The organism is Janthinobacterium foliorum, from assembly GCF_978021625.1.
In genome coordinates this window covers 47,214-70,724 of sequence record NZ_CDXDQE010000010.1, presented here as the reverse complement: position 1 = coordinate 70,724, position 23,511 = coordinate 47,214, and the positions used below count along the sequence as shown (strand labels likewise).

The 23,511-nt window shown below is 66.7% G+C and carries 24 protein-coding genes; 13 read left to right on the top strand and 11 right to left on the bottom strand.

The window, feature by feature from the left end; genetic code table 11:
* Positions 1-15 precede the first annotated feature (15 nt).
* Positions 16-1,587, bottom strand: a complete 1,572-nt coding sequence (locus ACZ92H_RS19710; RefSeq protein WP_465050716.1) for a CYTH and CHAD domain-containing protein — start codon at positions 1,585-1,587, stop codon at positions 16-18.
* Positions 1,588-1,728: 141 nt separating this feature from the next.
* Here ACZ92H_RS19710 and mgrA point away from each other — a divergent pair, with 141 nt between their 5' ends.
* The gene (gene mgrA / locus ACZ92H_RS19705) at positions 1,729-2,769 is read left to right on the top strand and encodes an L-glyceraldehyde 3-phosphate reductase (RefSeq protein WP_131373838.1); all 1,041 of its coding nucleotides are present in this window, start codon (positions 1,729-1,731) and stop codon (positions 2,767-2,769) included.
* A 9-nt stretch (positions 2,770-2,778) separates the two neighbouring features.
* On the opposite strand, the gene ACZ92H_RS19700 is transcribed toward mgrA, so the two are convergent.
* The 3 genes from ACZ92H_RS19700 to ACZ92H_RS19690 form a co-directional block, all read right to left on the bottom strand.
* Positions 2,779-3,249 carry a DUF2244 domain-containing protein gene (locus ACZ92H_RS19700; RefSeq protein WP_131373839.1) on the bottom strand — a complete coding sequence of 157 codons (471 nt, stop codon included), beginning with the start codon at positions 3,247-3,249 and terminating at the stop codon, positions 2,779-2,781.
* Between the two features lie 79 nt (positions 3,250-3,328).
* On the bottom strand, positions 3,329-3,634 hold the full coding sequence (locus tag ACZ92H_RS19695) for a hypothetical protein (protein WP_465050715.1): 306 nt from the start codon (positions 3,632-3,634) through the stop codon (positions 3,329-3,331).
* 140 nt (positions 3,635-3,774) lie between these two features.
* The gene (locus tag ACZ92H_RS19690) at positions 3,775-4,104 is read right to left on the bottom strand and encodes a hypothetical protein (protein WP_465050714.1); all 330 of its coding nucleotides are present in this window, start codon (positions 4,102-4,104) and stop codon (positions 3,775-3,777) included.
* Positions 4,105-4,390: 286 nt separating this feature from the next.
* Between ACZ92H_RS19690 and ACZ92H_RS19685 the strand changes: the two genes are divergently transcribed.
* The 6 genes from ACZ92H_RS19685 (at position 4,391) to ACZ92H_RS19660 (ending at position 10,129) form a co-directional block, all read left to right on the top strand.
* Positions 4,391-4,705, top strand: coding sequence for a DUF4148 domain-containing protein (locus ACZ92H_RS19685; RefSeq protein ID WP_465050713.1), 315 nt, complete (start codon positions 4,391-4,393; stop codon positions 4,703-4,705).
* A 154-nt stretch (positions 4,706-4,859) separates the two neighbouring features.
* On the top strand, positions 4,860-6,272 hold the full coding sequence (locus ACZ92H_RS19680) for an efflux transporter outer membrane subunit (protein WP_465050712.1): 1,413 nt from the start codon (positions 4,860-4,862) through the stop codon (positions 6,270-6,272).
* A gap of 73 nt (positions 6,273-6,345) precedes the next feature.
* The gene (locus ACZ92H_RS19675) at positions 6,346-6,852 is read left to right on the top strand and encodes a MarR family winged helix-turn-helix transcriptional regulator (protein ID WP_131373844.1); all 507 of its coding nucleotides are present in this window, start codon (positions 6,346-6,348) and stop codon (positions 6,850-6,852) included.
* 10 nt (positions 6,853-6,862) lie between these two features.
* On the top strand, positions 6,863-9,007 hold the full coding sequence (locus tag ACZ92H_RS19670) for an FUSC family protein (protein WP_465050711.1): 2,145 nt from the start codon (positions 6,863-6,865) through the stop codon (positions 9,005-9,007).
* Complete coding sequence (locus ACZ92H_RS19665) at positions 8,997-9,197, top strand: DUF1656 domain-containing protein (RefSeq protein ID WP_070224633.1); 201 nt, start codon at positions 8,997-8,999, stop codon at positions 9,195-9,197. Before ACZ92H_RS19670 ends, ACZ92H_RS19665 begins: the two co-directional genes overlap by 11 nt.
* A 41-nt stretch (positions 9,198-9,238) precedes the next feature.
* Positions 9,239-10,129, top strand: coding sequence for an efflux RND transporter periplasmic adaptor subunit (locus ACZ92H_RS19660; RefSeq protein ID WP_465050710.1), 891 nt, complete (start codon positions 9,239-9,241; stop codon positions 10,127-10,129).
* Between the two features lie 11 nt (positions 10,130-10,140).
* Here ACZ92H_RS19660 and ACZ92H_RS19655 read toward each other — a convergent pair whose 3' ends face one another.
* The 5 genes from ACZ92H_RS19655 to ACZ92H_RS19635 all read right to left on the bottom strand — a co-directional run bounded on the left by ACZ92H_RS19655 (position 10,141) and on the right by ACZ92H_RS19635 (position 14,670).
* Positions 10,141-10,887 carry an SDR family oxidoreductase gene (locus tag ACZ92H_RS19655; RefSeq protein WP_131373847.1) on the bottom strand — a complete coding sequence of 249 codons (747 nt, stop codon included), beginning with the start codon at positions 10,885-10,887 and terminating at the stop codon, positions 10,141-10,143.
* An 82-nt stretch (positions 10,888-10,969) separates the two neighbouring features.
* The gene (locus ACZ92H_RS19650) at positions 10,970-11,194 is read right to left on the bottom strand and encodes a hypothetical protein (RefSeq protein WP_465050709.1); all 225 of its coding nucleotides are present in this window, start codon (positions 11,192-11,194) and stop codon (positions 10,970-10,972) included.
* Between the two features lie 13 nt (positions 11,195-11,207).
* Positions 11,208-11,879 carry a thiol:disulfide interchange protein DsbA/DsbL gene (locus ACZ92H_RS19645; protein ID WP_465050708.1) on the bottom strand — a complete coding sequence of 224 codons (672 nt, stop codon included), beginning with the start codon at positions 11,877-11,879 and terminating at the stop codon, positions 11,208-11,210.
* A 180-nt stretch (positions 11,880-12,059) separates the two neighbouring features.
* The gene (locus ACZ92H_RS19640; protein WP_465050707.1) at positions 12,060-13,628 is read right to left on the bottom strand and encodes a TonB-dependent receptor domain-containing protein; all 1,569 of its coding nucleotides are present in this window, start codon (positions 13,626-13,628) and stop codon (positions 12,060-12,062) included.
* Positions 13,629-13,779: 151 nt separating this feature from the next.
* Positions 13,780-14,670 (bottom strand): LysR family transcriptional regulator, encoded by an 891-nt coding sequence (locus tag ACZ92H_RS19635; protein ID WP_465050706.1) that lies wholly within the window; start codon positions 14,668-14,670, stop codon positions 13,780-13,782.
* Positions 14,671-14,784: 114 nt separating this feature from the next.
* Here ACZ92H_RS19635 and ACZ92H_RS19630 point away from each other — a divergent pair, with 114 nt between their 5' ends.
* Complete coding sequence (locus tag ACZ92H_RS19630) at positions 14,785-15,588, top strand: DODA-type extradiol aromatic ring-opening family dioxygenase (RefSeq protein WP_465050705.1); 804 nt, start codon at positions 14,785-14,787, stop codon at positions 15,586-15,588.
* Positions 15,589-15,772: 184 nt separating this feature from the next.
* Here the strand turns inward: ACZ92H_RS19630 and ylqF are convergent, their stop codons facing one another.
* Positions 15,773-16,693, bottom strand: a complete 921-nt coding sequence (gene ylqF, locus ACZ92H_RS19625; protein WP_465050847.1) for a ribosome biogenesis GTPase YlqF — start codon at positions 16,691-16,693, stop codon at positions 15,773-15,775.
* A gap of 159 nt (positions 16,694-16,852) precedes the next feature.
* Here ylqF and ACZ92H_RS19620 point away from each other — a divergent pair, with 159 nt between their 5' ends.
* Both ACZ92H_RS19620 and ACZ92H_RS19615 read left to right on the top strand, forming a co-directional pair.
* On the top strand, positions 16,853-17,716 hold the full coding sequence (locus tag ACZ92H_RS19620; protein WP_131373854.1) for a hypothetical protein: 864 nt from the start codon (positions 16,853-16,855) through the stop codon (positions 17,714-17,716).
* A 175-nt stretch (positions 17,717-17,891) separates the two neighbouring features.
* On the top strand, positions 17,892-18,281 hold the full coding sequence (locus tag ACZ92H_RS19615) for a hypothetical protein (protein WP_131373855.1): 390 nt from the start codon (positions 17,892-17,894) through the stop codon (positions 18,279-18,281).
* Between the two features lie 14 nt (positions 18,282-18,295).
* On the opposite strand, the gene ACZ92H_RS19610 is transcribed toward ACZ92H_RS19615, so the two are convergent.
* Positions 18,296-19,222, bottom strand: coding sequence for a histone deacetylase family protein (locus tag ACZ92H_RS19610; RefSeq protein WP_131373856.1), 927 nt, complete (start codon positions 19,220-19,222; stop codon positions 18,296-18,298).
* A gap of 225 nt (positions 19,223-19,447) precedes the next feature.
* Here ACZ92H_RS19610 and ACZ92H_RS19605 point away from each other — a divergent pair, with 225 nt between their 5' ends.
* Genes ACZ92H_RS19605 through ACZ92H_RS19595 form a run of 3 tightly spaced genes read left to right on the top strand, consistent with a single transcriptional unit; the run spans position 19,448 to position 23,510 of the window.
* Positions 19,448-20,356, top strand: coding sequence for an AAA family ATPase (locus tag ACZ92H_RS19605; RefSeq protein WP_465050704.1), 909 nt, complete (start codon positions 19,448-19,450; stop codon positions 20,354-20,356).
* Positions 20,357-20,361: 5 nt separating this feature from the next.
* A complete protein-coding gene (locus ACZ92H_RS19600) occupies positions 20,362-21,468 on the top strand; it encodes a DUF58 domain-containing protein (protein ID WP_465050703.1) in 1,107 nt (368 codons plus the stop codon).
* Complete coding sequence (locus tag ACZ92H_RS19595; RefSeq protein ID WP_465050702.1) at positions 21,465-23,510, top strand: transglutaminase TgpA family protein; 2,046 nt, start codon at positions 21,465-21,467, stop codon at positions 23,508-23,510. The genes ACZ92H_RS19600 and ACZ92H_RS19595 overlap by 4 nt, the downstream gene beginning before the upstream one ends.
* Position 23,511 lies beyond the last annotated feature (1 nt).

Genomic DNA, 23,511 nt, shown 5'->3' with positions numbered 1-23,511 from the left:
GCTCGCCCTGTCCGCCTAAGCGGGCAAGCGGGCCGCCTTGAAACGCCGCCAGGCGCGGTGCATGCTGCCATCCGTGCCTTGCGATTGCGCGCGCGCCGCCAGGTAGCCGCGCAGGAAGGCCGCGTGCAAACGCAATTCGGCGTGGTCAGGCTGGCCATCGGGCAATTGCTGCAGCAGCCGGTCCGCCACCCGCACGTCGTTGAGCCAGCCCAGTTCATCCTGCAGTACCGACAGGCGTCCCACATACGGCTTGACGGCACGCGCGGCAAACAGCGAGGCAAAGAATTCCGTGGCGTAACGCGTCTTCTTGGCCGCGATGCGCACCTGGTGGCGCTGCTGTGGCGTCGCATGCGGCAGGCGCTTGCCGCGCTTCATCAGGCGCCGCTGGTCCTTGCGGATGGTGGCGCGGGCAAATGGCGACACGCGCGCATCGAGCTGCCGCAACTGGCGCGCCGTGGCCGCGTCGCGCCAGTCGCGCGCCTGCAGCCAGCGCTGCAGCCCCAGCATCCATGCTGTGTAGCGCGTCGAGGTGACGGCCTGCGCCACCTGCGCATGCTTGAGGCGCGCCTGCTCCTGGGCCGCCTGCACCAGGGCCGCCGCATCGGCCTGCGCTTCGCCGTCGAGCTGCGCCAGCGTATGGCCGGCCAGCACGTCCCAGTCGCGCGCCTCGCCCAGCGCCGCGCCCAGCCAGTCGAGCTCCGTTTTCAAGGCATCCGGCAGCACCAGCAGGGACTTGAACATGCCCAGCGCGGAACGCAGGCGGCGCAGCCCCACGCGCATCTGGTGCACGCTTTCCACGTCGTCGCCTGCCGCCACGCCGTCCTGGTTGCCGCTGACCTGTTCCAGGCAATTGCCGCTGATGGCCAGGAAGACCTGCTCCACCGTCATGCCGGCATCGAGCCGCAAGGGCTGCGCCTTGACGGCATGCACGGCTTGCCTGGCGGCCAGCCGGTAGCCCCGCTCCGCCTTGCTCATGTGGCCCAGCCGCAGCGGCACGTCTTGCAGCAGGGCCAGCGCCACGTCGAACAGGCCGGTCGCCTGCCCCTGCTTCAGTTCCAGTTCGATTTCGCTGACAGGCACGCTGCGCGCGGCGCCGTCCGCGCCAGGTTCGCCGCTCTCGATCACGCCCTGGTCCAGCACGCATTCGATGTGGTCGCCCTGCGGCGTGCGCAACTGCCAGGCCGTGCGCTCGATGCGCGTGGTAAACACGGGCTGCAAGCCCTCGCGGATGGCATCCTGGCGCAGCAGCGCACGAATCGGCTGCTTGCGGCCGATGGCCGCGTCGAGCGCATCGAGGTCTGCCTGCGGACCCGCAACGTCGCCCTCCCATTCGTGACGGCTGTGCAAGCCGCCGCTGACATTGCCGCCCGCCTTCAGCGTCTGCACCCAGCGCCCGTCCACCTGGCGCACGCGCAAGCCCGCCTGGTGGCGGCACAGCTGCAGATCGGGCGTATCGACATAGATATCCTGCATGGCCAGCACCTGCGGCGCCCCTTGCTGCTGGTCCGCATACTGCGCCAGCAGCGGATGGGCGCGCAGACGGGCGGCGTCTTCCGGCGCCAACAACAATTTCAATTCGATTTCCATGACCGCTCCTTGCGCGTAGCCCCCACTCGTGAACAGGTATTGTAAGGCGCGCCACGCATGGCGCAAGCGGCACGGACGCGCTTCCGCGCGCAGTCCTTGATTTTGCGCGAAAATAAGCGATTCATATAATCAGGAGATGCCATGACGTACCACGCCGCCGACAACCGCTATGACAGCATGCAATACCGCACGTGCGGGCGCAGCGGGCTGAAACTGCCGCTGCTGTCCCTGGGACTGTGGCACAACTTTGGCGACAGCAGCAACCTGGCCGCGCAGCGCGACATGCTGCGCACGGCCTTCGACCTGGGCATCACGCATTTCGACCTGGCCAACAACTATGGCCCGCCGTATGGCAGCGCAGAAAGCAATTTCGGCAAGCTGCTGCGCGACGATTTTCTGCCCTACCGCGATGAACTGATCATTTCCACCAAGGCAGGCTGGGACATGTGGCCGGGTCCGTACGGCCAGGGCGGCGGCTCGCGCAAATACGTGCTGGCCAGCCTCGACCAGAGCCTGCGGCGCCTGGGCCTGGATTACGTCGACATCTTCTACTCGCACCGCTACGACGCCGAGACGCCGCTGGAAGAAACCATGGGCGCGCTGGCCACTGCCGTGCAGCAGGGCAAGGCGCTGTACGTGGGCCTGTCTTCATATTCGCCGCAAAAGACGGCCGAGGCGGCCAAGCTGCTGAAGGAGTGGAAAGTGCCGTGCCTGATCCACCAGCCTTCCTACAATATGCTCAACCGCTGGATCGAGGAAGACGGCTTGCTCGATACCTTGCAGGACGAAGGCATCGGCTGCATCACGTTTACGGCGCTGGCGCAGGGTTTGCTCAGCGATAAATACCTGGACGGCGTGCCGCAGGATGCGCGCGTCAACCGCCCAGGCGGTGGTTCGCTGACGCAGAAACACCTGAGCGCGGAAAACCTGGCCCGCGTGCGCGCCCTCAACGAGATCGCCGCACGGCGGGGCCAGACCCTGGCGCAGATGGCGCTGGCGTGGGTGTTGCGCGATCCGCGGGTCACCTCGACCCTGATCGGCGCCAGCAGCAGCGCGCAAATCCGCGAAAACGTGGCGGCGCTGCAGCAGCTGGCGTTCACGGCCGACGAGCTGGCCGCCATCGACGTGCAGGCGCGCGAAGGCAATATCAACCTGTGGGCGGGACCATCGCGGGCGACGTAAGCGCGCCGCTCAGAACGGCGACGGCAGCAGCGCGCTGAGTTCCTGCGCCACCTGGCGCCGCCGCTCTGGCGTGGCCAAGGCGCCCACCGCCACCTGCGTGCCGCCGGCGCGCAGGTCGCAGATGCGGATCAGCTGGCGCGCACCCTGCGGCACCACGATGCGCGTGCGCCAGGGGGCAAAATGGTGGCGCCGGCAACGGCCGGCGCGCACCTGCTCGACGATCAATTCGCCGTCGCGCAAGGCGATGTGCTCGTAATCGCGCGCGTGGCGCAGGTAATACAGCAAGGCCAGCGCCACCAGGCTCAGTTCGGCAAAGGAAAACACGGGGATATACCACACGCCGCGCAGCGCGAAGGCGGCGGCGATCGTCGCGGAAAACAGGCACAGCACCGCATACGCGCGCAGCAACTGGCGCGTGCTCAAGGCCCTGTGGCGCGCAAACAGCCAGTGCGGCTGCTCGCGTGAATCATCGCGTGGCATGGCGCCTCCCGCAATATCCTCCTACCGCTCCTCACGGAGCCGGTGCCCGCCGTTCAGCGGCTCAGTTCAGCCGCCCTTCTCAACTGCCCAGGTGCACGAGCGCATGGCCCAGGTGCTGCCACCAGTGATCGCGCGACCTGACCTGCTTCAGACAAGAAGTGTCGATTTCCGCTGGAAACACATGATCCTGGCACATGCCCGTTTCCAGGGCGTAGCGCTGGTTTTCCGCGGCGATCAGCGCCACGGCCACCCAGAACGCCAATGCCAGCAAGATCACCAGCAAGCTCCACGCAAGGTGATTGGTGGTGCTTTTTTCGGCGACAAACTCGCGCGGCCGCGTCTCGCGGTACATCGACATCAAGCCTTTTTCTTTATCTTCCGACATCTGCGTTTGCATCCTCTGACATCCTATCCTGTGCCGGCCGGCTGGCCCTGGCGGCGGGCACGCCGCCTTGCCCGCATTTTACGCTGATGGCGCAGGAGAGAGCGTAAATCGTGGCAGCAATTCGCGACGGACAAACCGGATCAGGGATGCGGCACTGGCGCCTGGGGAGCGCGGAACTCCGCATCGTCGCCGTCGGCCGGCCGCACGGGCGCCATGCTTTCCACATGGTCGACGTCGATGTCGCCGCCATCGGGCGCCGCATTTTGCGGCTCCACGCCGGCCCGCTCGCCCGTGCCGGCCGCATCGCTGTCGCTGTCGAGGGCATCGGCGTCCTGCCCCGGCACGCCCTGCATGTCGCTGCCGCTGTCGGAACTGTCGCTGGGACCGAGCGCGCCCTTGCCATGGCCGCTGCCGAGCACGCGGTCGGGGGTGACGGGTAAATTATCCGGATCGAGGCTGCTGCTGCTCATGGCTGACTCCCATTAATTAAAAAACCATGGTACGCGTCTCGCCGTGCCAACGGCGCACGCCTGCACGTGTATTTCCGTCAAGAAAATGCGGCGTCGCACAAATATTTTCAGAATTTACTTCACAAATGTACTATTCATTGCTATAGTTAATTCAAGTAAGCAGCTTCTCACCCAGAAATGCTTCATTGACAGCACCGCGCTTACACCGCGCCGCGCTGTCAAACCGACCGGTACGTGGCGATCCGGCCCATCCACCCAGCCATCATGCATCTATTGGAGTATTACCATGCAAGCCAAATCACTCATTGCAGCATTGTTTGCCATTACCACCGCCAGCACGGCTTTCGCACAAAGCGCCGCACCGGCTGCCAGCCAGCAACTGACGCGCGCCGATGCCACGGCCGAATACATCCGTGCCCGCAACGCCGGCGAAATCGCCACCAGCGTGGCCGACTACCCGAAAGCGCCGGCCACCGCCGCCAGCAAGGTCACGCGCGAGCAAGTCATGGCCGAGTTCTACGCGGCCCGCAAGGCCGGCCAGATCCCGCAAACGGAAGCCGACTTTGATGTCGCGCAAACGACCAAGCACGTCGTCAAATAAGAAACCAGTCAGCCGGTTTCTGTAAGTTAGTAACACCTCAGTTGCGGCGCAGCATTCGGGCCACCCCCGACCGGGCCACTCCCGGCGCTCACCGCGGCGAGCCGTGATTTTTTCCAGCCTCACCCCCGACACTATCCACTCCCGGAGTTCCTGCATGTCCCTGCACCGCCGATTGCTTGCCGCCAGCCTGATCCTTGCCTTGAGCGCTTGCGCCGACATGGGCCATATCGCGCCGCAATCGGCCATGCTCGACGCCAATGCCCTGCAAGGCAGCAAGGCCATGGATGCCGCCGCCAGCGCCGCCATCGCCTGGCCGCGCACGCAGTGGTGGCAAGACTTGCACGACCCGCAATTGAACCGTTTGATGGAGCAGGCGCTGGCCGACAGCCCCACCCTGCGCGGCGCCCAGGCGCGCGTGCGCCAGGCCGAGGCGCTGGCCGGCGCGGCAGAAGACAAGACCCGCCCGCAAGCCGACGCGGCCGTCTCGATCAACCGCGAACTGTATTCGCTGCACGGCAGCACGCCGGCGCCGCTGGCGGGCAACTATGCCTGGCGCAACCAGGCCACCGTCACGGCCTCGTACGACCTGGACCTGTGGGGCCGCAACCGCGCCGCCCTGTCCGCCGCGCTGGGCGACGTGCAGATGGCCTCGGCGGAATCGCAGATGGCCCGCCTGGCGCTGGAAACGGCGCTGGTGCGCACCTACATCCAGCTGTCGTATGAATTCCAGCTGCAGGACGTGATTGAACGCAGCCTGGCGCAGCGCGCCCGCATCCTCGACATCACGCGCCAGCGCAAGGCGGCCGGCATCGGCACCGACATTGACGTGGCACAAATCGAAACCACCCTGCCCGCGGGACGCCGCCAGCTGGAGCAGTCGGCCGAATCGCTGGCCCTGCTGCGCAACCAGCTGGCGGCCCTGGCGGGCAAGGGACCGGGCGCCGGCGCGGCGCTCGCGCGCCCCGTGCTGCGCCTGGACCAGCCGCTGGCCATTCCCGCCGCCCTGCCGGCCGACCTGATCGGCCGCCGTCCCGACATCGCCGCCCAGCGCTGGAGAGTGGAAGCGGCGGCGCAGCGCATCGACGCCGCCAAGGCCGAGTTTTACCCGAACGTCAACCTGGTGGCATTCGCCGGCTTCCAGGCCTTTGGCTTCAGCCATTTCCTCGATGCCAATTCGGAGATCCGCGGCGCCTCGCCCGCGCTGAGCCTGCCCATCTTTGCCGGCGCCCGCCTGCGCGCCCAGCTGGGCAGCCAGACGGCGCAGTACGACGGCGCCGTGGAGCAGTACAACGCCACCGTCATCAACGCCATGTCGGACGTGGCCAATGCCGTCGCCAAGGCGCAGTCGCTGGACAAGCAGCGCCGCCTGACCGTGCAGGCGCTGGCCACGGCGCAGCGCGCGCGCGACCTGGCGGAAAAGGCCTACAAGGCGGGCATGAGCGACGCCATCAACATGCTCAACACGCAAGTGGCGCTGCTGGCGGAAGAACAGCAGCAGGCGCAAAATGGGGCACGCGAACTCGATCTGTACGTTTCCTTGATGAATGCACTGGGAGGCGGGATCTAGGCTGCCAATGTTCGCGTTGCTGCAGCTCGACAAGATACAATCGGAACTTTATTCACACATGAAGGAACACGACATGACCGCTTTTGACGCTACCGCCAAGCGGCTGCAAAACATCCGCACGCGCATGCCAGGCTTCCCCATGGAACTGATGCGCCTGTTGCGCATGACGTACCACATTCAAAAAGGCATGAAGGATCTCACCAATGCCGCGCTGAAAAAGCACGACCTGGTCGATGCCAGCTACATGGTGCTGGCCGTGCTGTACGGCACGGACGATGAAACCTCGAACGCCTGCACCCTGGGCATGGCCTGCCATGAAAAGCCGGCCAACCTGACGCGCGTGTGCAACGACCTGGAAACGCGTGGCCTGATCCACCGCGGCACGCGCCCCGGCGACCGCCGCTCGGTGATGATCTCGCTGACGGACAAGGGCCGCACCCTGATCGAGACGGCGCTGCCGGACGTGTACCAGGAAACCTCGGCCCTGTACGAAGGCTTTACGCCGGAAGAACTGCAAGTGCTCGACAAGCTGTACGTGCGCCAGTTGCGCAACTTGAACAATCTCAACAACCAGAACTGATAGCCTATCGATGACGCCAGCCACAGCAACAAAATCACTCCCCGGCCCCCTCACGCGGGCGGCCCGCTGGCTGGCGCTGGCGCTGCAGGACTGGCGCACGACGGAAGGCGAACGCTGGATCTACGTCGGCAAGACCCTCATCGCCTCGTTCTGCGCGCTGTGGCTGGCCTATCGCCTGGGCCTTGATTCGCCCAGCACGGCCATGACCACCACCATCATCCTGGCGCTGCCCAGCAGCGGCATGGTGCTGGAAAAAAGCTTTTACCGCCTGTGCGGCACCCTGCTGGGATGCACGGCCGCGCTGACCCTGATCGGCCTGTTCCCGCAGCAGCCGGTGCTGCTGTTCGCCGGCCTGGCCCTGTGGGTGGGCCTGTGCACCAGCGGCTCGGCGCTGCACCGCAACGCCCAGTCCTATGTGTACGTGCTGGCCGGCTACACGGCCTGCATGATCGTGCTGCCCGCCATCGAACAGCCGACGCAGGTGTTCGCGCTGGCCGTCACGCGCGTGGCCGAGGTGGGCCTGGGCATCATCTGCTCGGCCGCCGTCTCCAGCGTGCTGCTGCCGCGCCATCAGGGCACGCAGGTGATGCGCACGGTGCAGGCGCGCTATGGCAAATTCCTCGCCTTCTGCCAGGACGTGCTGCAGCAAAAGCTCACGCCGGCCCAGGTGGAACTGACGCACCTGCAATTTGCCGCCGACGTGGCGGCGCTGGAGCTGGGCCGCTCGGCCGCCCTGTTTGAAGTGACCAGCAAAGTGAGCCACGTACGCGCGCAAAACCGCAAGCTGCACGCCTTCAATGCCACCTTCATGACGGCGCTGACCACCTTCTATACCTTCCACCGCCTGTTCGACCGATTGCAGCGCGACGGCGAAACCCAGGTGATGCAGGCGTGCGCGCCCCTGTACGCCATCGTTGCCGAAGCGCTGCAGACGACGCCGTCGCAAGACTCGCTCGACACCATGCAGCAGCATCTGCAAACGGCGCTCGCGCAGGCCCGCGCGGAGATCGACGGCGCCGCCATCGCGCATGCGCAGCGCATCGATTTCGACACCGTCTGCGAGCTGCTGGAACGCTTCGCGCGCGACATGAGCCGCTTCCACGAAGTGTATTTCAGCCTGGCCCACGACACCCCGCTGGACATCAGCACGCCGCAGGCCTACGCGCCGAAAACGCCGCCCGCGCTGGTGATCGCCAGCGGCGCGCGCGCCGGCATCAGCCTGGCCCTGCTGGCCCTGGGCGCGTACTTCCTGGCCTGGCCCTACGCCAGCACGGCGATGCTGATGGCGGCCGTGTTCTGCGCGCTGGCCTCGTCCTCGCCGCGCCCCATCATGATGATCCGCCAGGTGCTGACGGGCTTCCTGATCGCCATGCCGCTGTCGCTCGTGTGCGTGTACTTCGTGCTGCTGCACGGCGACGGCTTTCCCATGCTGGTGCTGAGCTTTGCGCCCTTCCTCGCCGTCGGCCTGTACCTGATGACCAATCCCGCCAAGCTGGGCGTGGGCCTGGGCGTATCGACCTTCATCACGCAGATGGCGCCGCTGAACGTCATGCGCGTCGATGGCGCGGGCTTTCTCAACACGGGCATGGCGCTGATCGTCGGCCTGATGCTGGCCGCCCTGGTGTTTGCCGTGCTCCTGCCCGAGCACACCATGGGCCACAGGGACCATGTGGGCCCGGCCCTGTGGCGCGAGGCGCTGCATGCCTGCACGGCGCCCGTGCGCAGGGTCAAGCACCGCTTCGACAACCGCGTGCGCGACCTGCTCAGCCAGCTCAACGCGGCGGCGGGGCCGGCGCCCGGCGAAGCCACGCGCGCCGTCGTGCGCCAGGCATTGAATCTGCTGGAAATCGGCCACTCGGTGATCGAACTGCGCGAACTGATCGCCAGCGCCCGCCCCGGCGCCACGCGCCACGCCCTGCAGCAGTGCGTGGACCACATCGCCGCCTGGCTGCGCACGCGCGCCGACGCGCAATTGCAGGCGGCGCTTACCGCCACCCTGCAGGCGGGCGCCGTGGTGCGCGCCGCGCAAGCCGAGACGGATGCCACGCCGGAGCGCAGCGCGCGCCTGCAGACGGCGCTGGCCGACCTGCATTCGATCTACACCTCATTACTCGACCAAATGGCGCCTGGCGCCGGAGACCACCATGCCGCGTGAATTCGCCCTGTTCGGAATTCTGATTCCCACCCTGCTGCCCCTGTTCATCCTCAGCATCGGCCTGCAAACCCTGCTCGACCGCGTGCTGGGCTGGCTGGGCGTGTACCGCATGGTGTGGCACCCGTCGCTGGCGCGGCTGTGCATCTTCATCGCCATCTTCGGCGCGCTGGCCCTGTCGCTGTACAAATAATTAAAAAAACTGTTCAACCATCTTTAGGAAGGGGTACCGACATGGTAACCAAACTGACCCGCTATGCCATCACCCTGCTGCTGCTGGCCGCGGCGCTGTGGATCGGCAAGACCGTCTGGGACCGCTACATGGAATCGCCATGGACGCGCGACGGCCGCATCAAGGCCGACATCGTCAACATCAGCGCCGACGTGGCCGGCACTGTCACGGAGGTGCTGGTGCGCGACAACCAGGTGGTGCAGAAGGGCGACGTGCTGTTCGTCGTCGACAAGGAACGCTATGTCAGCGCGCTGGCTCAGGCCGATGCCGTGCTGGCCGCGCAAAGGACGGAACTGGGCCGCCGCGGCAAGGAAGCGCAGCGCCGCGCCGGCCTAGACGCCAGCATCATCTCCACGGAAAGCCGCGAAAGCGCGGCGTATGCCGCCACCTCGGCCAACGCGCAAGTGCAGGCCGCGCTGGCCGCCCGCGCCCTGGCGCAATTGAACCTGGAGCGCACCACCGTGCGCGCGCCCGTCAGCGGCTACGTCACCAACCTGAACGTGCACAAGGGCGATTTTGCCGCCGTCGGCGCGGCCAAGCTGGCCGTCATCGACAGCGCCTCGTACTACGTCGTCGGCTACTTCGAGGAAACCAAGCTGGGCATGCTGGCGCAGGACGACAAGGCGGAAATGAACTTGATGAGCGGCGGCACCCTGCACGGCCACATCGAAAGCATCGCGCGCGGCATCACCGACCGCGACGCCGCCACGGGCCGCGAACTGCTCGCCGACGTCAACCCCACCTTCAACTGGGTGCGCCTGGCGCAGCGCGTGCCCGTGCGCATCCATATCGATGAACAGCCGAAGGGGCAGCTGCTGGTGGCGGGCACCACCTGCACCGTGGTGGTGACGCCCCATTCCGCGCCCGCCAGGACGGCGCCGGCAAAGGCGTAAAGCGACAAGGGCTAGCGCCCGCCCGCCACGTCGAGAATGCTGCCCGTGACGTAGCTGGCGCCCGGCCCCAGCAGGTACAGGATGGCGTCCGCCACCTCTTCCGGCTGGCCGCCGCGCTGCATGGGCACGCCCGACTCCAGGCGCGCCACCCGTCCCGGCTCGCCGCCCGAGGCGTGAATCTCGGTGTAGATGATGCCGGGCCGCACTCCATTCACGCGGATGCCTTCGGCCGCCACTTCCTTCGCCAGGCCGATGGTCAAGGTATCGACGGCGCCCTTCGAAGCCGCATAATCGATGTATTCGCCCGCCGAACCGATGCGCGCCGCCGCCGACGAGACGTTCACGATGCGCCCGCCCTGCCCGCCCGTCGCCGTCGACATGCGCCGCACGGCCTGCTGGCAGCACAAAAAGTAACTGATCACGTTGGTGCGCAGCACGCGCTCCAGGCGCGGCACGGAGATGTCGACGAGCCGGCATTTCTGCTCCAGCACGCCCACGTTGTTGACCAGCGCCGTCACGCTGCCCAGGCGCGCATCGGTCTCGGCGAACAGGCGCGCCACGTCTTGCGCGTCGCCGGCGTCGGCCTGCACGGCGATGGCTTCGCCCCCTTCGGCGACGATGCGCGCGCGCAGCGCGTCGGCCGCCTGCGCATCGCGCACATAGTTGATGCACACGGCATAGCCCTGGCGCGCCGCCAGCAAGGCCGTCGCCGCGCCGATGCCGCGGCTGCTGCCCGTAATCAGGATCACTTCCTTCATTGCCCCTCCCCGTGGTTGTGGCCCCATGATACGCGGACGAAAAAAAAACCCGCGCAAGGCGGGTTTTTCGAGCGGAGGTGCATCAGTTCCGGAAATGCGTCATGGCATAGCCCAGATGCTGCCACCAGTGATCGCGCGTCTGCACGCTGGCCAGGCACTTCGCATCGACCTCGTTCTTGAAGGCGGGGTCCACGCACGCCTTGCTGGCCAGCGCGTTGCGCTGGTTTTCCACGTTGACGACGGCCAGCGCCAGCCAGGCCACGAGGGCGACGGCCAGCACGCACAGGGTCCAGGGCAGCTGTTTCATGACGATCTCCGGCTTACTTCCTGGCTGGCGCCGGTGCGCGCTCTTTCAGCGCGCGGGCCACCAGGCCATCCATGATCACCAGGGTGGCCTCCTGCGTCTGGCGCTCGGACTGGCCGGGACGCGACAATTGCGCCGGCGAGGTGACGAAGCGGCCATCGATGACGATGGTCGGCGCGCTGTCGATCTTGCTGGCCGCGATCAGCTGCTCATTGCGTTTGAGCTTGGTCTGCACGCCGAAGGAATTGAACATGTCCAGGTATTTCGCCTTGTCGATGCCGTTTTTCACCAGCAGGTCGAGGATGGCGTCATCGCGGTTCAGGCGGTTGCGTTCGACGTGGATGGCGCGGAAGATCTTGTCATGGAACTGGTCCAGCTGGCCCATCGCCTCCAGGGTGACGTAGGCATGCGCCTGCGGGTCCTTCGGGCCGGAGAAGGCCAGGTGGATGCGGCGGAAGGCGATCTTGTCGCCCTGCTTCTTGACCCAGTCATGCATCAGCGGGTCGAGCGCGTAGCAATGCGGGCAGGAATACATGAAGTATTCCACCACTTCCACCTTGCCGCCCGTCTCCGAACGCACTGGCGTCGGGAGCGTGGTAAAGCCGGTATCGGCAGCTATGGCGCCGCCCGTGGCCGCGACCAGGGTGACAGCGGCGAGCAGGGGACGCAAGAAACGCAGAAAACGCATATTAATCCTTCATCATAAAGTGGTCGAGAACGGGGCGAGATTACCACTTTTTGCGCCCCCCAATGTACACCGGGCGGAAAAAAGGCACGTTTATTGCCGCGCCTTGCGCCCGATTAAGCCCGGATTAAGCCCAACTTGAGCCCACGTCGCCCACAGGCGCGGCGGCGCCGCCCATCGGCCTCAGAAATGGTAGCGCGCCGACACGCGCAGCCGGCGTTTGTCATTCTGGTAAATGCTCGAACGGCAGCCGGGCGCGTCGCCGTAATGGCGGCGGTTGGCCAGGTTGCTGCCGGCCAGTTCCAGTTCCCAGGCGCCCAGCTTGCGCACGTAGCGCCCGTCCACGGTGGCGAACGCGGGCACCTGCGCCAGGCAGCTGTTGCCGAAGTCCGGGCCATAGCGCAAGGCGCGCAGCCACTGCACGCCAAGGTCGGCGCTGGCGCCGCGCGGACCCGTCCAGTACAGGCGCGCACTGGCCAGGGTTTTCGGCACCAGCGCGATATCCGGGCCATCGTAGGCGTAATCGTCGTAGCGCGCATGCACTTGCCGCACCTGCCCGTCGAGGCGCCAGTCGCGCGCCAGCGCCACGCTGCCCTCGACGGCGATGCCGTCGCGCCGCGACGGTTCCAGGTTGCCGACAAAGCCCAGCTGGCCCAGGCTCTGGTCGAAGACGATCTGGTTGCTCAGGCGCTCGCTGAACACTCGCACGGAGGCGCTGCGCGCGGCGTCGCCATACGTGACCCCCAGCTCCGTTTCGCGGCGTTCCTGGCCCGTCAGCGGACGATAGCCGGCGCTCGTGTAGCCATCGTCATCGATGTGGTAGCTGCGCGCCGCCTTGGCATACGCGCTCAGCCGCGGGCGCAGCTGCAAGCTGCCCTGTACGTCCCAGGCATTCTGGTTTTCCCAGTCGCTGCCGCCGAAGGGCATGTCGGCCGCATCGAGCTGGATCTGTTCATGCCGCAGTCCCAGCAGCAAGCGCGGTGCCAGCACGCCGCCGAAGGCCAGCTCTTCGCGCAGCAGCAGCGCGCGCGCATTCTGGCGGCGCTGCGCATTGCCGTCCCGGCCCAGCGCCGCGCGCCCCGAACGGCGTTCCCATTGCGTCAGGTCCAGCCCCACTTCCGTATCCGTGCCGACGCCGCCCAGCTTGCCGTAATGGCGCAGGCGGGGCGACAGCTGGCGCCAGCGGCTGCGGTACGACGATTCGGCGCTGCCCTCCTCGCCCGCGTACAGGGCATCGGCGCGCTTTTCCCGTTGCGACAACTCCACGCCCAGCTCGAAGTTGCCCACGTAGCGCTGCACGAAGGCGCTGGCGCGCCGTGCCTCGTACCGGTACAGGTCTTCCGGGCGTGACGCCAGCATGGCCAGGTAGGGCGCCTCGGGCGCCGGGTAGCGCGTATCCTGCTTCAACTCGTCAACGGTGAAGCCGAAACGCCCCTGCCGCAGCTTCCACTCCGCGCCGCCGTTGAAGCCGCGCTGGTGGAAGACGCTGCCATCGCGGTAATTGCCATTGCGCAATTCATCCATCGCGGCATCGAGCGCCATGCCGTCGCGGTCGTAGGCCAGGGCGCCACGCACGCTGTGCTGCCCGCCCTGCGCCAGTTCGCTGGACAGGTCGCCATGCAGGACGCCCGGCGGCGCGGCGGGCACGCCAGCGCTCGCCGTCTGCGCTTCCTGCGCGCACGCCGGCATGGCCAGGGCGCACAGCAGCACGGTGCGCGTGGCAATGGTCAGGGCGAAGGGAACAGGCATCATGGCGGCTGGCTTGAGTGCGGCGGCGCGGCGCGGGCGCACGGCGTGGTGAAATATGGGGATGACAAAAGCGAATCATTATACGCACGCCGGGTGGCACCGCAAGCACAGCCCCGGCCGCCTGCCATCGCGCGCCACCGGCGCGCCGGCGCCGTCAGCTTCCCAGGCGCGCCTCGTCGGCAAGAAAGTCGATGAAGGTGCGCACCTTCGACGACAGGTAGCGCCGGCTCGTGTACACGGCATAGACCGTGCCGCCCGCCAGTTGATAATCGTCGAAGAGGCGCACCAGCCGCCCCGCCGCCAGGTCCGCTTCCGTCTGCCACGACGGCAGCAGCGCGATGCCCATGCCGTCGAGGGCGGCCGCGTGCAGCAGGCTTTCGTTATTGCATTGCAGGACGGGCGCAAACTTCACGGTCTCGCGCCCCTGCTGTCCGTCGAACAACAATTCGTTGCCATTAAGCAACAATGAATAGCTGATCATGGCGTGCTGCGCCAGGTCCTGCGGCGCGGCCGGATGGCCCGCGCGGGCCAGATAGGCGGGCGCGGCCACCAGGTGGAATGCGATGCTGCCGATGGGCCGCGCGATCAGGCTGGGCGCCGGCGCCTGGCTCACGCGCAGGGCCAGGTCAAAGCCCTCTTCCACCAGGTTGACGACGCGCCCGCTCAAGTCGATGTCGAACGTGACCTCGGGAAAGCGTTCGCGGTAAGCCACCAGGGTGCGCGTGAAGATGGCGTTGGCGAACCAGACGGGGGCGCTCAGGCGCAGCATGCCGCGCGGCACCACGGTCGTGCGGCCGACCGTCGCTTCCACTTCGTCGAGGTTGTCGAGCATGTCGCGGCACTGCTCGAAATACACCTTGCCGATTTCCGTCAGGCTCAGGTGGCGGCTGCTGCGGTTCAGCAGGCGCGCCCCCAGGTGGCGCTCCAGGTGCATCACGTGCTTGCTGACCATGGCCGGAGACAGGTCCAGCCGCTCGCTGGCGCGCACGAAACTGTCCAGCTCCACGACGGCGCGAAACACGCGCATGCTGCGCAAGGTATCCATGGCATCCCCATCATCAACAAAATGGAAATGATATATCAATAATAGCGATCTTGATCAACTGAGCGGGCATGACTATCATGGCTTTCATCATCAGCCATTCCACCAGGAGCCGCCATGCAAGAGCACACCTTTCCCACTTATTTCCTGTCGCACGGCGGCGGCCCTTGGCCGTTCATGAAGGAACAGTTCGGCGACCGCTACGACGTGCTCGAAGCGTCGCTGCAGGATATCCCGCGCCAGATCGGCGCGCGTCCCCAGGCCGTGCTCGTCGTGACGGCGCATTGGGAAGGCCCGCAATTTCTCGTCTCGGCCAGCCCGCGGCCGGGCATGATCTACGACTATTCGGGCTTTCCGCCGCACACCTATCAGATCCGGTACCCGGCGCCGGGCGCGCCGGCACTGGCGGCGCAAGTCAAACAATTGCTCGATGCGGCAGGCCATCCGGCCCGCCTGGACCATGAGCGGGGTTTCGACCACGGCACCTTCAGCGCCCTGTACCCCATCTACCCGCAGGCGGACGTGCCGCTGGTGCAGCTGTCGCTGAAGCACGGCTACGATCCGCTCACGCACGTGGAGGTGGGCCGCGCGCTGGCCGGCCTGCGCCGCCAGGGCGTGCTGATCGTCGGCAGCGGACTGTCGTATCACAACCTGCGCCAGTTCGGCCAGGCGGGTGCCGTCGCCTCGCACCAGTTCGATGCCTGGCTGCGCGAAACGATGGCCCTGCCGCCTGCGCAAAGGCTGGAGCAATTGCTGGCCTGGGACCGCGCGCCGGGCGCGCGCCAGGCCCACCCGCAGGAAGACCATCTGCTGCCGCTGATGGTGGCGCTGGGCGCGGCGGAGCAGGAAGCGGCGCAGGTCGTGTACCACGAGGAGGATTTTTTTGGTGCGCTGGCCGTCACCAGCTTCAAGTTCGGCTAATTGGATCGCCCATGCAAAAAGCGCCGCGACAGCAATGTCGCGGCGCTTTTTGTAAGAGCTGGGGTCAGACGGAGACGCCGGAAGCCGGGGTCAGACCCTCCACACCGCAAACGGCTGGTTCAGCGTCCACGTCACCGGGGGTCTGACCCCGGAATTTGCTTTGGGGTAAATTGGCGGCCGTGAATTACGTGCCGCGCTTGCCGCGCGCCGCATTCTTCGCCTTCTCGGCCGCGAGTTCCGCCGCCTTCGCCGCTTTTTCCGCCATCTCGGCCGCGTGCTGGGCCAGCAGGGCCGCGCGCGTGTCCGGCGTTTCCAGCGAGATGCGTCCCAGGATGCCGCTGCGGTAGTCGAGCAGCAGGGTGTGCGACGCCTTCTCGAAGTCGTAGTCGCCGCCCTTGATGCGGAAGCCGCGCTTGGCGGCGATGCCTTCGACCACGCCGATGGCGTCGACTTCACCGACCTTGGTGCCGTAGCGGGCCGCCAGCAGGTCCGGGTAACGCTTGAGCAATTCCTCGGCCAGGAACACGGCCACTTCTTCCTCGATCAGCGCGTTCGAGCCGATGGCGTGGCTGGCCGCCAGCATCAGGCCGTCGCTGGGGATGGCGATCTTCGGCCACAGCATGCCCGGCGTGTCGACGAGGATGGTGTTCTTGTCCAGATACAGCTTTTGCTGCATCTTCGTCACTGCCGGCTCGTCGCCCACCTTGGCCACGCGTTTTTTCAGCAGCGCGTTCATCAGGGTCGACTTGCCCACGTTGGGGATGCCCATGATCATGATGCGCAGCGGCTTGGTCGGCACGCCGCGGTGCGGCGCCAGCGATTTCGCCAGTTCCGGGATGCGCGCCACGTCGCCCGGCTTCTTGGTCGTCATCGCATACGCGGTGACGCCTTCCTGGGCGTTGAAATACGCCACCCAGGCGGCAGTGGCGGCCGGATCGGCCAGGTCGGTCTTGTTGAGGATTTTCAGGCAAGGGCGCTGGCGGAACAGGCGCAACTCGTCCACCATGGGATTGCAGCTGGCTGCCGGCAGGCGCGCGTCCACCACTTCAATCACCAGATCGGTGTTCTCCATGGTCTCGGCCGCTTTCTTGCGGGCCGCGTTCATGTGTCCTGGGTACCATTGTATCGCCATGCTCTTGCTTTCAAAATCGTTCAGTCAATCCGCTATTTTACGTGGTTGCCGCGACAGCGTCCCGTTTACTCATGGCAAAGGCTGGCGTGCGACACGAACGAGACAATTGGTGATATTTTTGCAGTTACATGAATGATAATATTCTCCATCGCTGCGTCCATCCTGGCCGGCTTGCGCCCCCATACCCTTAACCTGGCCTCCGTTTCCATGTCCGTTTCCCGCCTGTCCCTCTTCGCCGCCTTTTGCGCCTGCCTGCTGCCGGCCATGGCCCAGGATCAGCCGCCGGCGCCTGCCGCCACGGCAAGCCGGGAAATGCAGCAGATCGTCGATGTGCAGAGTACCCGCGATCCCGACCTGCGCCCGTACCGGACCATGCTCAGGGGTGTCGACGCCTATGCCGACCACCTGCGCCTGGCGCCCAACGCGCCGCTGCGTTTCATGCTCATCCCTGCCAGCGCCAGCGGCAGGCTCGATGGCGTGACCCTGCACCTGTCGGCCGACAATCTGTCGATTCCCATCCCGCTGGCCGCCAACGGCAGCTTTACCCTGGCGCGCGACAAGGCCGCGTATGATGCGAATGCCGACCTGGTCAGCAACAAGAAGCGCGACACCGTGCGCTGGCGCGCCGACATCCATACGCCCGGCCTGCCAGGCAACGTGCGCCGCCTGGGCGACCTGCGCATGGAATGCGAAATCCGCTGGGCCGTGGAGCAGGACCAGCTATCGTTTGTGCGGCGCAGCCTGTTCCGCCTGGCGGGCGGCCCTTGCCACTCCGCGCTGATCCATGTGCCATTTCCCGTCTTCCGCACGCTGCTGGCCGTGCAGGCGCGCTCGGGCGAGCGCACGGCGGCCGTCCGCGTGACGGACGACCAGCAGCGCTACGTACCGCCGCTGCATGACCAGACCTGGGACGACGATACCCTGCTGACCTTGACATACGCGGACGAGAGCACGCTGGCCACGGCGGCTCCCGCCGCGCCAGCCAGCGCGCAATGAGGGCGGGTTGACGCCGGTGGAAACCATGTCAAATATTTCCACAAGGTTTTTTATATTTACTGCGAGCAATAAAAAAGTGTGCTCTAATATCGCCTCTTAAATGAAAAGCAATTATTTCCAGGCTGGCATCCGCCATGCGCGGGGAGTCAGGCTACGGGGATTGGGTGATATGACGATGGAACAGACAGGCGCGGCGGCCGTGCCGCACGCCGAGCTTGAGTGCACGGGCTGGCGCCCGCGCAAGAATGCGGCAGCCAAGCGCGCGCCGCGCAGTGGCAGCGTATTGCGCCTGAAGAAAGAATGCCGGCAATTGCAGTTGCACATCACGCAACTGGAAGAACGCTTGAAACGCCAGAGCGCCGACAGCTATGGCCTGCAAATGCTGTACGACCAGCTGGTCAATGAAATCAAGCACCACCGCGACATGCTGCAGCTCGACAGCTTCGATGCGGAAAAATCCGCCACCGTCTACACGCAGGCGTGGCGCAGCTTCATGGCTGGCAACGCGCTCGACTACCAGACCCACCGCCACACGAATTCCCGCAGCCGCCCGACCCTTTTGTAGTGAGCGCTTGACGGCTACAGTTCCGCCAGCGCCTTCACGTGCGCCGCCACGCTGCGGCCCAGCGAGGACAGGTTGTAGCCCCCCTCCAGGCAACTGACGATGCGGCCCTTGCCATACTGATTGGCGACCGCCATCATTTGCTGCGTCATCCACGTGTAATCGGCTTCCACCAGGCCCATGCCGCCCACGTCGTCTTCACGGTGGGCATCGAAACCGGCCGAGATGAAAATCATCTGCGGCTGCTGGCGGTGCAGCGCGGGCAGCCAGTGGTCGAGCACCAGCTGGCGCACGGCATCGCCCTTCGAACGGGCCGGCACGGGCACGTTGACGCGCGTGTCCGTATACGATTCCACGTCGCTGTAGGGATAGAACGGGTGCTGGAAGAAGCTGACCATCAGGATGCGCGGGTCGTGCGCCACGGATTCTGCCGTGCCATTGCCGTGATGCACATCGAAATCGACGATGGCCACGCGTTCGAGTCCCCGCACGTCGAGCGCATGCTTGGCAGCGATGGCGACATTATTGAACAGGCAGAAACCCATCGGCTCGCTGGGCCGCGCATGGTGCCCGGGCGGGCGGATGGAGCAAAAGGCGTTGCTGATCTCGCCATCGATGACGGCATCCGTGGCGGCCACGGCCGAACCGGCGGCGGCCAGCGCCGCATTGTAGCTGTGCGCATTGAGCAAGGTATCGCCATCGAGCGGGTAATAATCGCCTACGGGCGGCACATTGTCGCGCACCAGGCCGATGGCCGTGGCACTATGGTTGCGTTCGATATCGGACAATTGCGCGCGCACACCGTCGCGGTGCTCGACCAGGTCGCTGATGTGCGCGAGGATCAGTTGATCATTGATGGCCTGCAAGCGGGCCGGCGATTCGGGATGCCAGTCGCCCATTTCATGGCGCTGGCAATCGGGATGGGTATAAATGGCTGTGCTCATGCGCTGTACTGGTTACCTCTGTCTCTGTCCATTCTTTTTCCACGCGGGGAATACTGCATGGCATTCCTGCCGGCCCGGCGCGTTCTCGCATAAAATCATTGGCTGGTCTGTGCCGCCCTTGCCTCTCACTAATCTACCACGTGCGCGATACGCGCGGGCGGCGCGGTTTGATCTGGCCAAAGCGATTGTAAATTAAATAATCCCGTGTACTGTGATAGAAATAGCATGTTTTCGAAAATACACCAGGCCGCGCGCCAGATCGGCGAAGTTCTCGTCGGCAAAGACTTGCAGATCCGCCAGACCCTCGCCTGCGTGCTGGCCGGCGGCCACCTGCTGATCGAGGATGTGCCCGGGGTGGGCAAGACCACCCTGGCGCACGCGCTGGCCATCTCGCTGGGTTTGCAATGGAAGCGCCAGCAATTCACCAGCGACCTGCTGCCCGCCGACGTGGCCGGCATGAGCGTGTATGACCGGGGCAGCGCCAGCTTTATCTTCCACCCTGGCCCCCTGTTTACGCAAGTGTTGCTGGCCGACGAGATCAACCGCGCCACGCCGAAGACGCAATCGGGCTTGCTCGAAGCGATGGAAGAACGGCAAGTGACGCTCGATGGGGTAACGCATGCGCTGCCGCAGCCGTTCTTCGTCATCGCCACGCAAAACTGCGCGCACCAGCTGGGCACCTTCCCCCTGCCCGAATCGCAGCTCGACCGTTTTCTCATGTGCGTCACCCTCGGCTATCCCGACCCGGCCGCGGAGCGGGCCCTGCTGCTGGGCGCCGACCGCCGCGCCATGCTGCACGCCTTGCCGGCCGTGATGAGCGCGGAAGAATTGCTGCTGGCGCAAGCGGGCTTGCGCGCCACCCATGCATCGGCAGCCGTGGTCGACTACATATTGGCCCTCGTGCACGCCACGCGCGCGCCCGGCGTGTTTGCCGACGGCCTCAGCCCGCGCGCCGCGCTGGCGTTGCTGCAGGCGGCGCGCGCCTGGGCCGCGCTGGAGGGACGCGACCATGTCACGCCCGACGACGTGCAAGCCGTGCTGCTGCCCGTCTGCGCCCACCGCCTGCATGCGGCGCAAGGGGCGAATGACAGCCGCGCCCTGCTGCGCCAATTGCAGTTGACCATCCCCGTCTGAGCGGCATGCGCTCGCGCCCTGCCCGCTGGCTGCCGGCGCGCCCCTGGCTGGGCGCGCAGCGCGTGCACATCCGTCCATCGCGCGCGGGCCTGGCGTTTGCGGCCCTGCTGCTGGCGCTGTGGATCGCCGCCGTCAATTACCGCCTGGGCCTGGGCCATGCGCTGACGTACTTTGCCGCCGCCTGCGCCATCGCCGACATGCTGTTTGCCAGCCGCAACCTGGCCGGCCTGGCGCTGGCGGCCGCGCCGGGCCACCCCGTATTCGCCGGCAGCCACGCCTTGTTTACCTTGCGCCTGATCAACCGCAGCGCCCGCTCGCGCCATGCGATCCGGCTGGCCGTGCGCGGTTCCACGGCCGCGCCCGGCCTGGCCGATATCGGCGCCCACGGGGAAACGACCGTCAGCATCGTCGTGGCCGCGCCGCAACGGGGCTGGCTGGACGCCCCGCCCGTGCGCCTGTCAGGCAACTTCCCGCTGGGCCTGTTCCACGCCTGGTGCCATTGGCAGCCCGAAGCGCGCGTGCTGGTCTACCCCCGTCCCGAACCGGGCGCGCCGCCACTGCCCTTGTCCTCTGGCATGGCGCAGCAAGCACAACATGCCCAACAAGGTCAACGCACGCCCGAGGGCACCCTGGAACTGGCCGGCGTGCGCGCCTACCAGCCAGGCGATCCCCTGCAGCGCCTGGCGTGGCGCCACATCGCCCGTCACGATGGCGAACACCTGTTCAGCAAGCAATTCCAGGCCGCCGCCGATACGCCCGCAGGCGCGCCGCGCGGCCAGCTCCTGCTCGACCAAGCCGCCCTGCACGCCCTGGCACCGGAAGCGCGCCTGTCGCGCCTGGCCGCCTGGATACTGGAAGCGGAACGGCGCGGCGTGGCGTACGGCTTGCGCCTGGACCGCCTGTCCATCGCGCCAGGCCTGGGCGCCAGCCACCGCGACGCCTGCCTGCGCGCGCTGGCCCTGCATGATGTGCCACGGGATCAGGCAAGCAAGCGGGCAGACGAGCCGCCGGACGTGCCGGCACCTCCCCCCGCACATCAGCGGACAAATCAGCAGTGCGATAAGCAGGCGGACCAGACGTCAAATCCGCACGCCACGCGGGCAGCGCCATGATGCGCTGGCTGCACGACGTGCCACGCGAGAAGGCCGACATCCTGCTGTTGCTGCTGGCCGCCGCCATGGTGCTGGCGCCGCACGCGCTGCACTTGCCTGCATGGCTGTCGCTGGCCACTGCCGCGCCCTTGCTGTGGCGCGCCATCATTACCGTGCGCGGCCAGCGCCAGCCGCGGCTGGCCGTGCTGCTGCCGCTGGCCCTGCTGGGCATCGCCGGCGTGCACGCCAGCTATGGCACGGTGCTGGGACGCGATCCCGGCGTCGCCATGCTGGTCTTGCTGCTGGCCTTGAAATCGCTGGAAATGCATGGCCGGCGCGACGTCTTCGTGTTTGTTTTCCTGAGTTTTTTCCTCCTGCTGGCGAACTTTTTCCATGCGCAAGGCATCCTCAGCGCCGCCTGGATGCTGGCCACCGTCATCGTCCTGCTGGCCGCCCTGCTGTCCGTGCAGTACGGCGCCGTGCAGCCGCGCCTGCCACAAAGGCTGCGCCTGCTGGGCCGCATGCTGGCCCTGGCCGCGCCCCTGGCCGCCGTGCTGTTCTTCCTCGTGCCCCGCGTCGACGGCCCCCTGTGGGGCGCGCCGGACGAGGGCGCGCAGGCGCGCTCGGGCTTGTCGGACAGCATGCAGCCGGGCGCCATCGCCTCGCTGGCCCTGTCGGGCGAACCCGTCTTCACCGCCCGCTTCAGCACGCCGATTCCGCCGCAAGACCAGCTGTACTGGCGCGGCGTGGTGCTGGGCGACTACGACGGCAGCACCTGGACGCGCAGCGGCGCCCACGGCAAGCTGCGCCAGCAAGCCATCGACGGCAGAATCGACATCGCGCTCGAAGGCAGGCCGGTCAACTATGCAGTCACCTTGCAGCCCAGCGGCCAGCGGCGCATCTTCGCGCTCGACGTGCCGCGCAGCATCGAGCGCCTGCCCGGCAATCCCTACGTTGTCTCGCCCGCACTGGAAGTGCTGACGGTACAGCCTATTACTTCGACCGTGCGATACCGGGCCAGTTCCATGCCGCGCTACCGATTGCAGGCAAGCCTGTCGCCAGAACAACAACAGCGATGGCTATCCTTGCCTCCTGGCCGCAATCCGCGCAGCGTGGCCTGGGCCCGTGCCCTGCGCGGCAGCGGCACGCAGGCGCTGGCACCGGAAGCGGCCATCGCCGCCGTGCTCGACCACTTCCGCCGCGCGCCATTCCGCTACACCCTGCAGCCGCCGCTGCTGGGCAAGGATGGCGTCGATGATTTCCTGTTTGGCACGCAGGCGGGCTTTTGCGAACATTACGCGGGCAGCTTTGTCGTGCTGATGCGCGCCATGGGCATTCCCGCGCGCGTCGTCACCGGCTACCAGGGCGGCGCGCGCGATGCCCCAGGAACCGGCGCCGGCGCCAGCCTGACGGTGCGCCAGTCCGATGCGCATGCCTGGAGCGAAGTGTGGCTGGCTGGCCAAGGCTGGGCAAGAGTCGATCCCACCACTGTCGTGGCGCCCTTGCGCACCGAGCGCAACCTCGACGCCGCCCTGCCGCCTGCCCCGGCATCATCGCCCTTGCAAGCCTGGCGCTCGCTGGTGGGGCTCGATGGCGGCGCCGGCGCTGCCGTCGTGGCCTGGCGCCAGCAGTGGCAGCAAGCCGAGCACGCCTGGAGCAGCTGGGTGCTCGACACAACGCCGCAACGCCAGCGCGCCATGCTGGACGGCGTGAAAAACCTGCCGCCAAACAAGCTGGCGCTGGCTTGCGCCGTGTTGGCCCTGCTGGCGGCGCTGGCCGGCGGCCTGGTGTACTGGCGGCAGCACCGGCCAGGCGATCCGCTCGACAGTCTCTATGCGCAGTTTTGCCGCCTGCAGGCGCGGCGCGGCTACAGCCGTGCGCCGCACGAGGGCCCGCACGGTTATGCTGCGCGGCTGGCGGCCGGCACGGCCACGCCCGAGGCGCACGCCGCCATCGCGGGCTTTCTGGCAATCTATGCCGCGATGAAGTATGGTAATGCCAGCCCAGACGAACAACTCCGCGCGCGGCGCAGCTTGCGCCGCCTGTTAACCCAATGCCGATGAG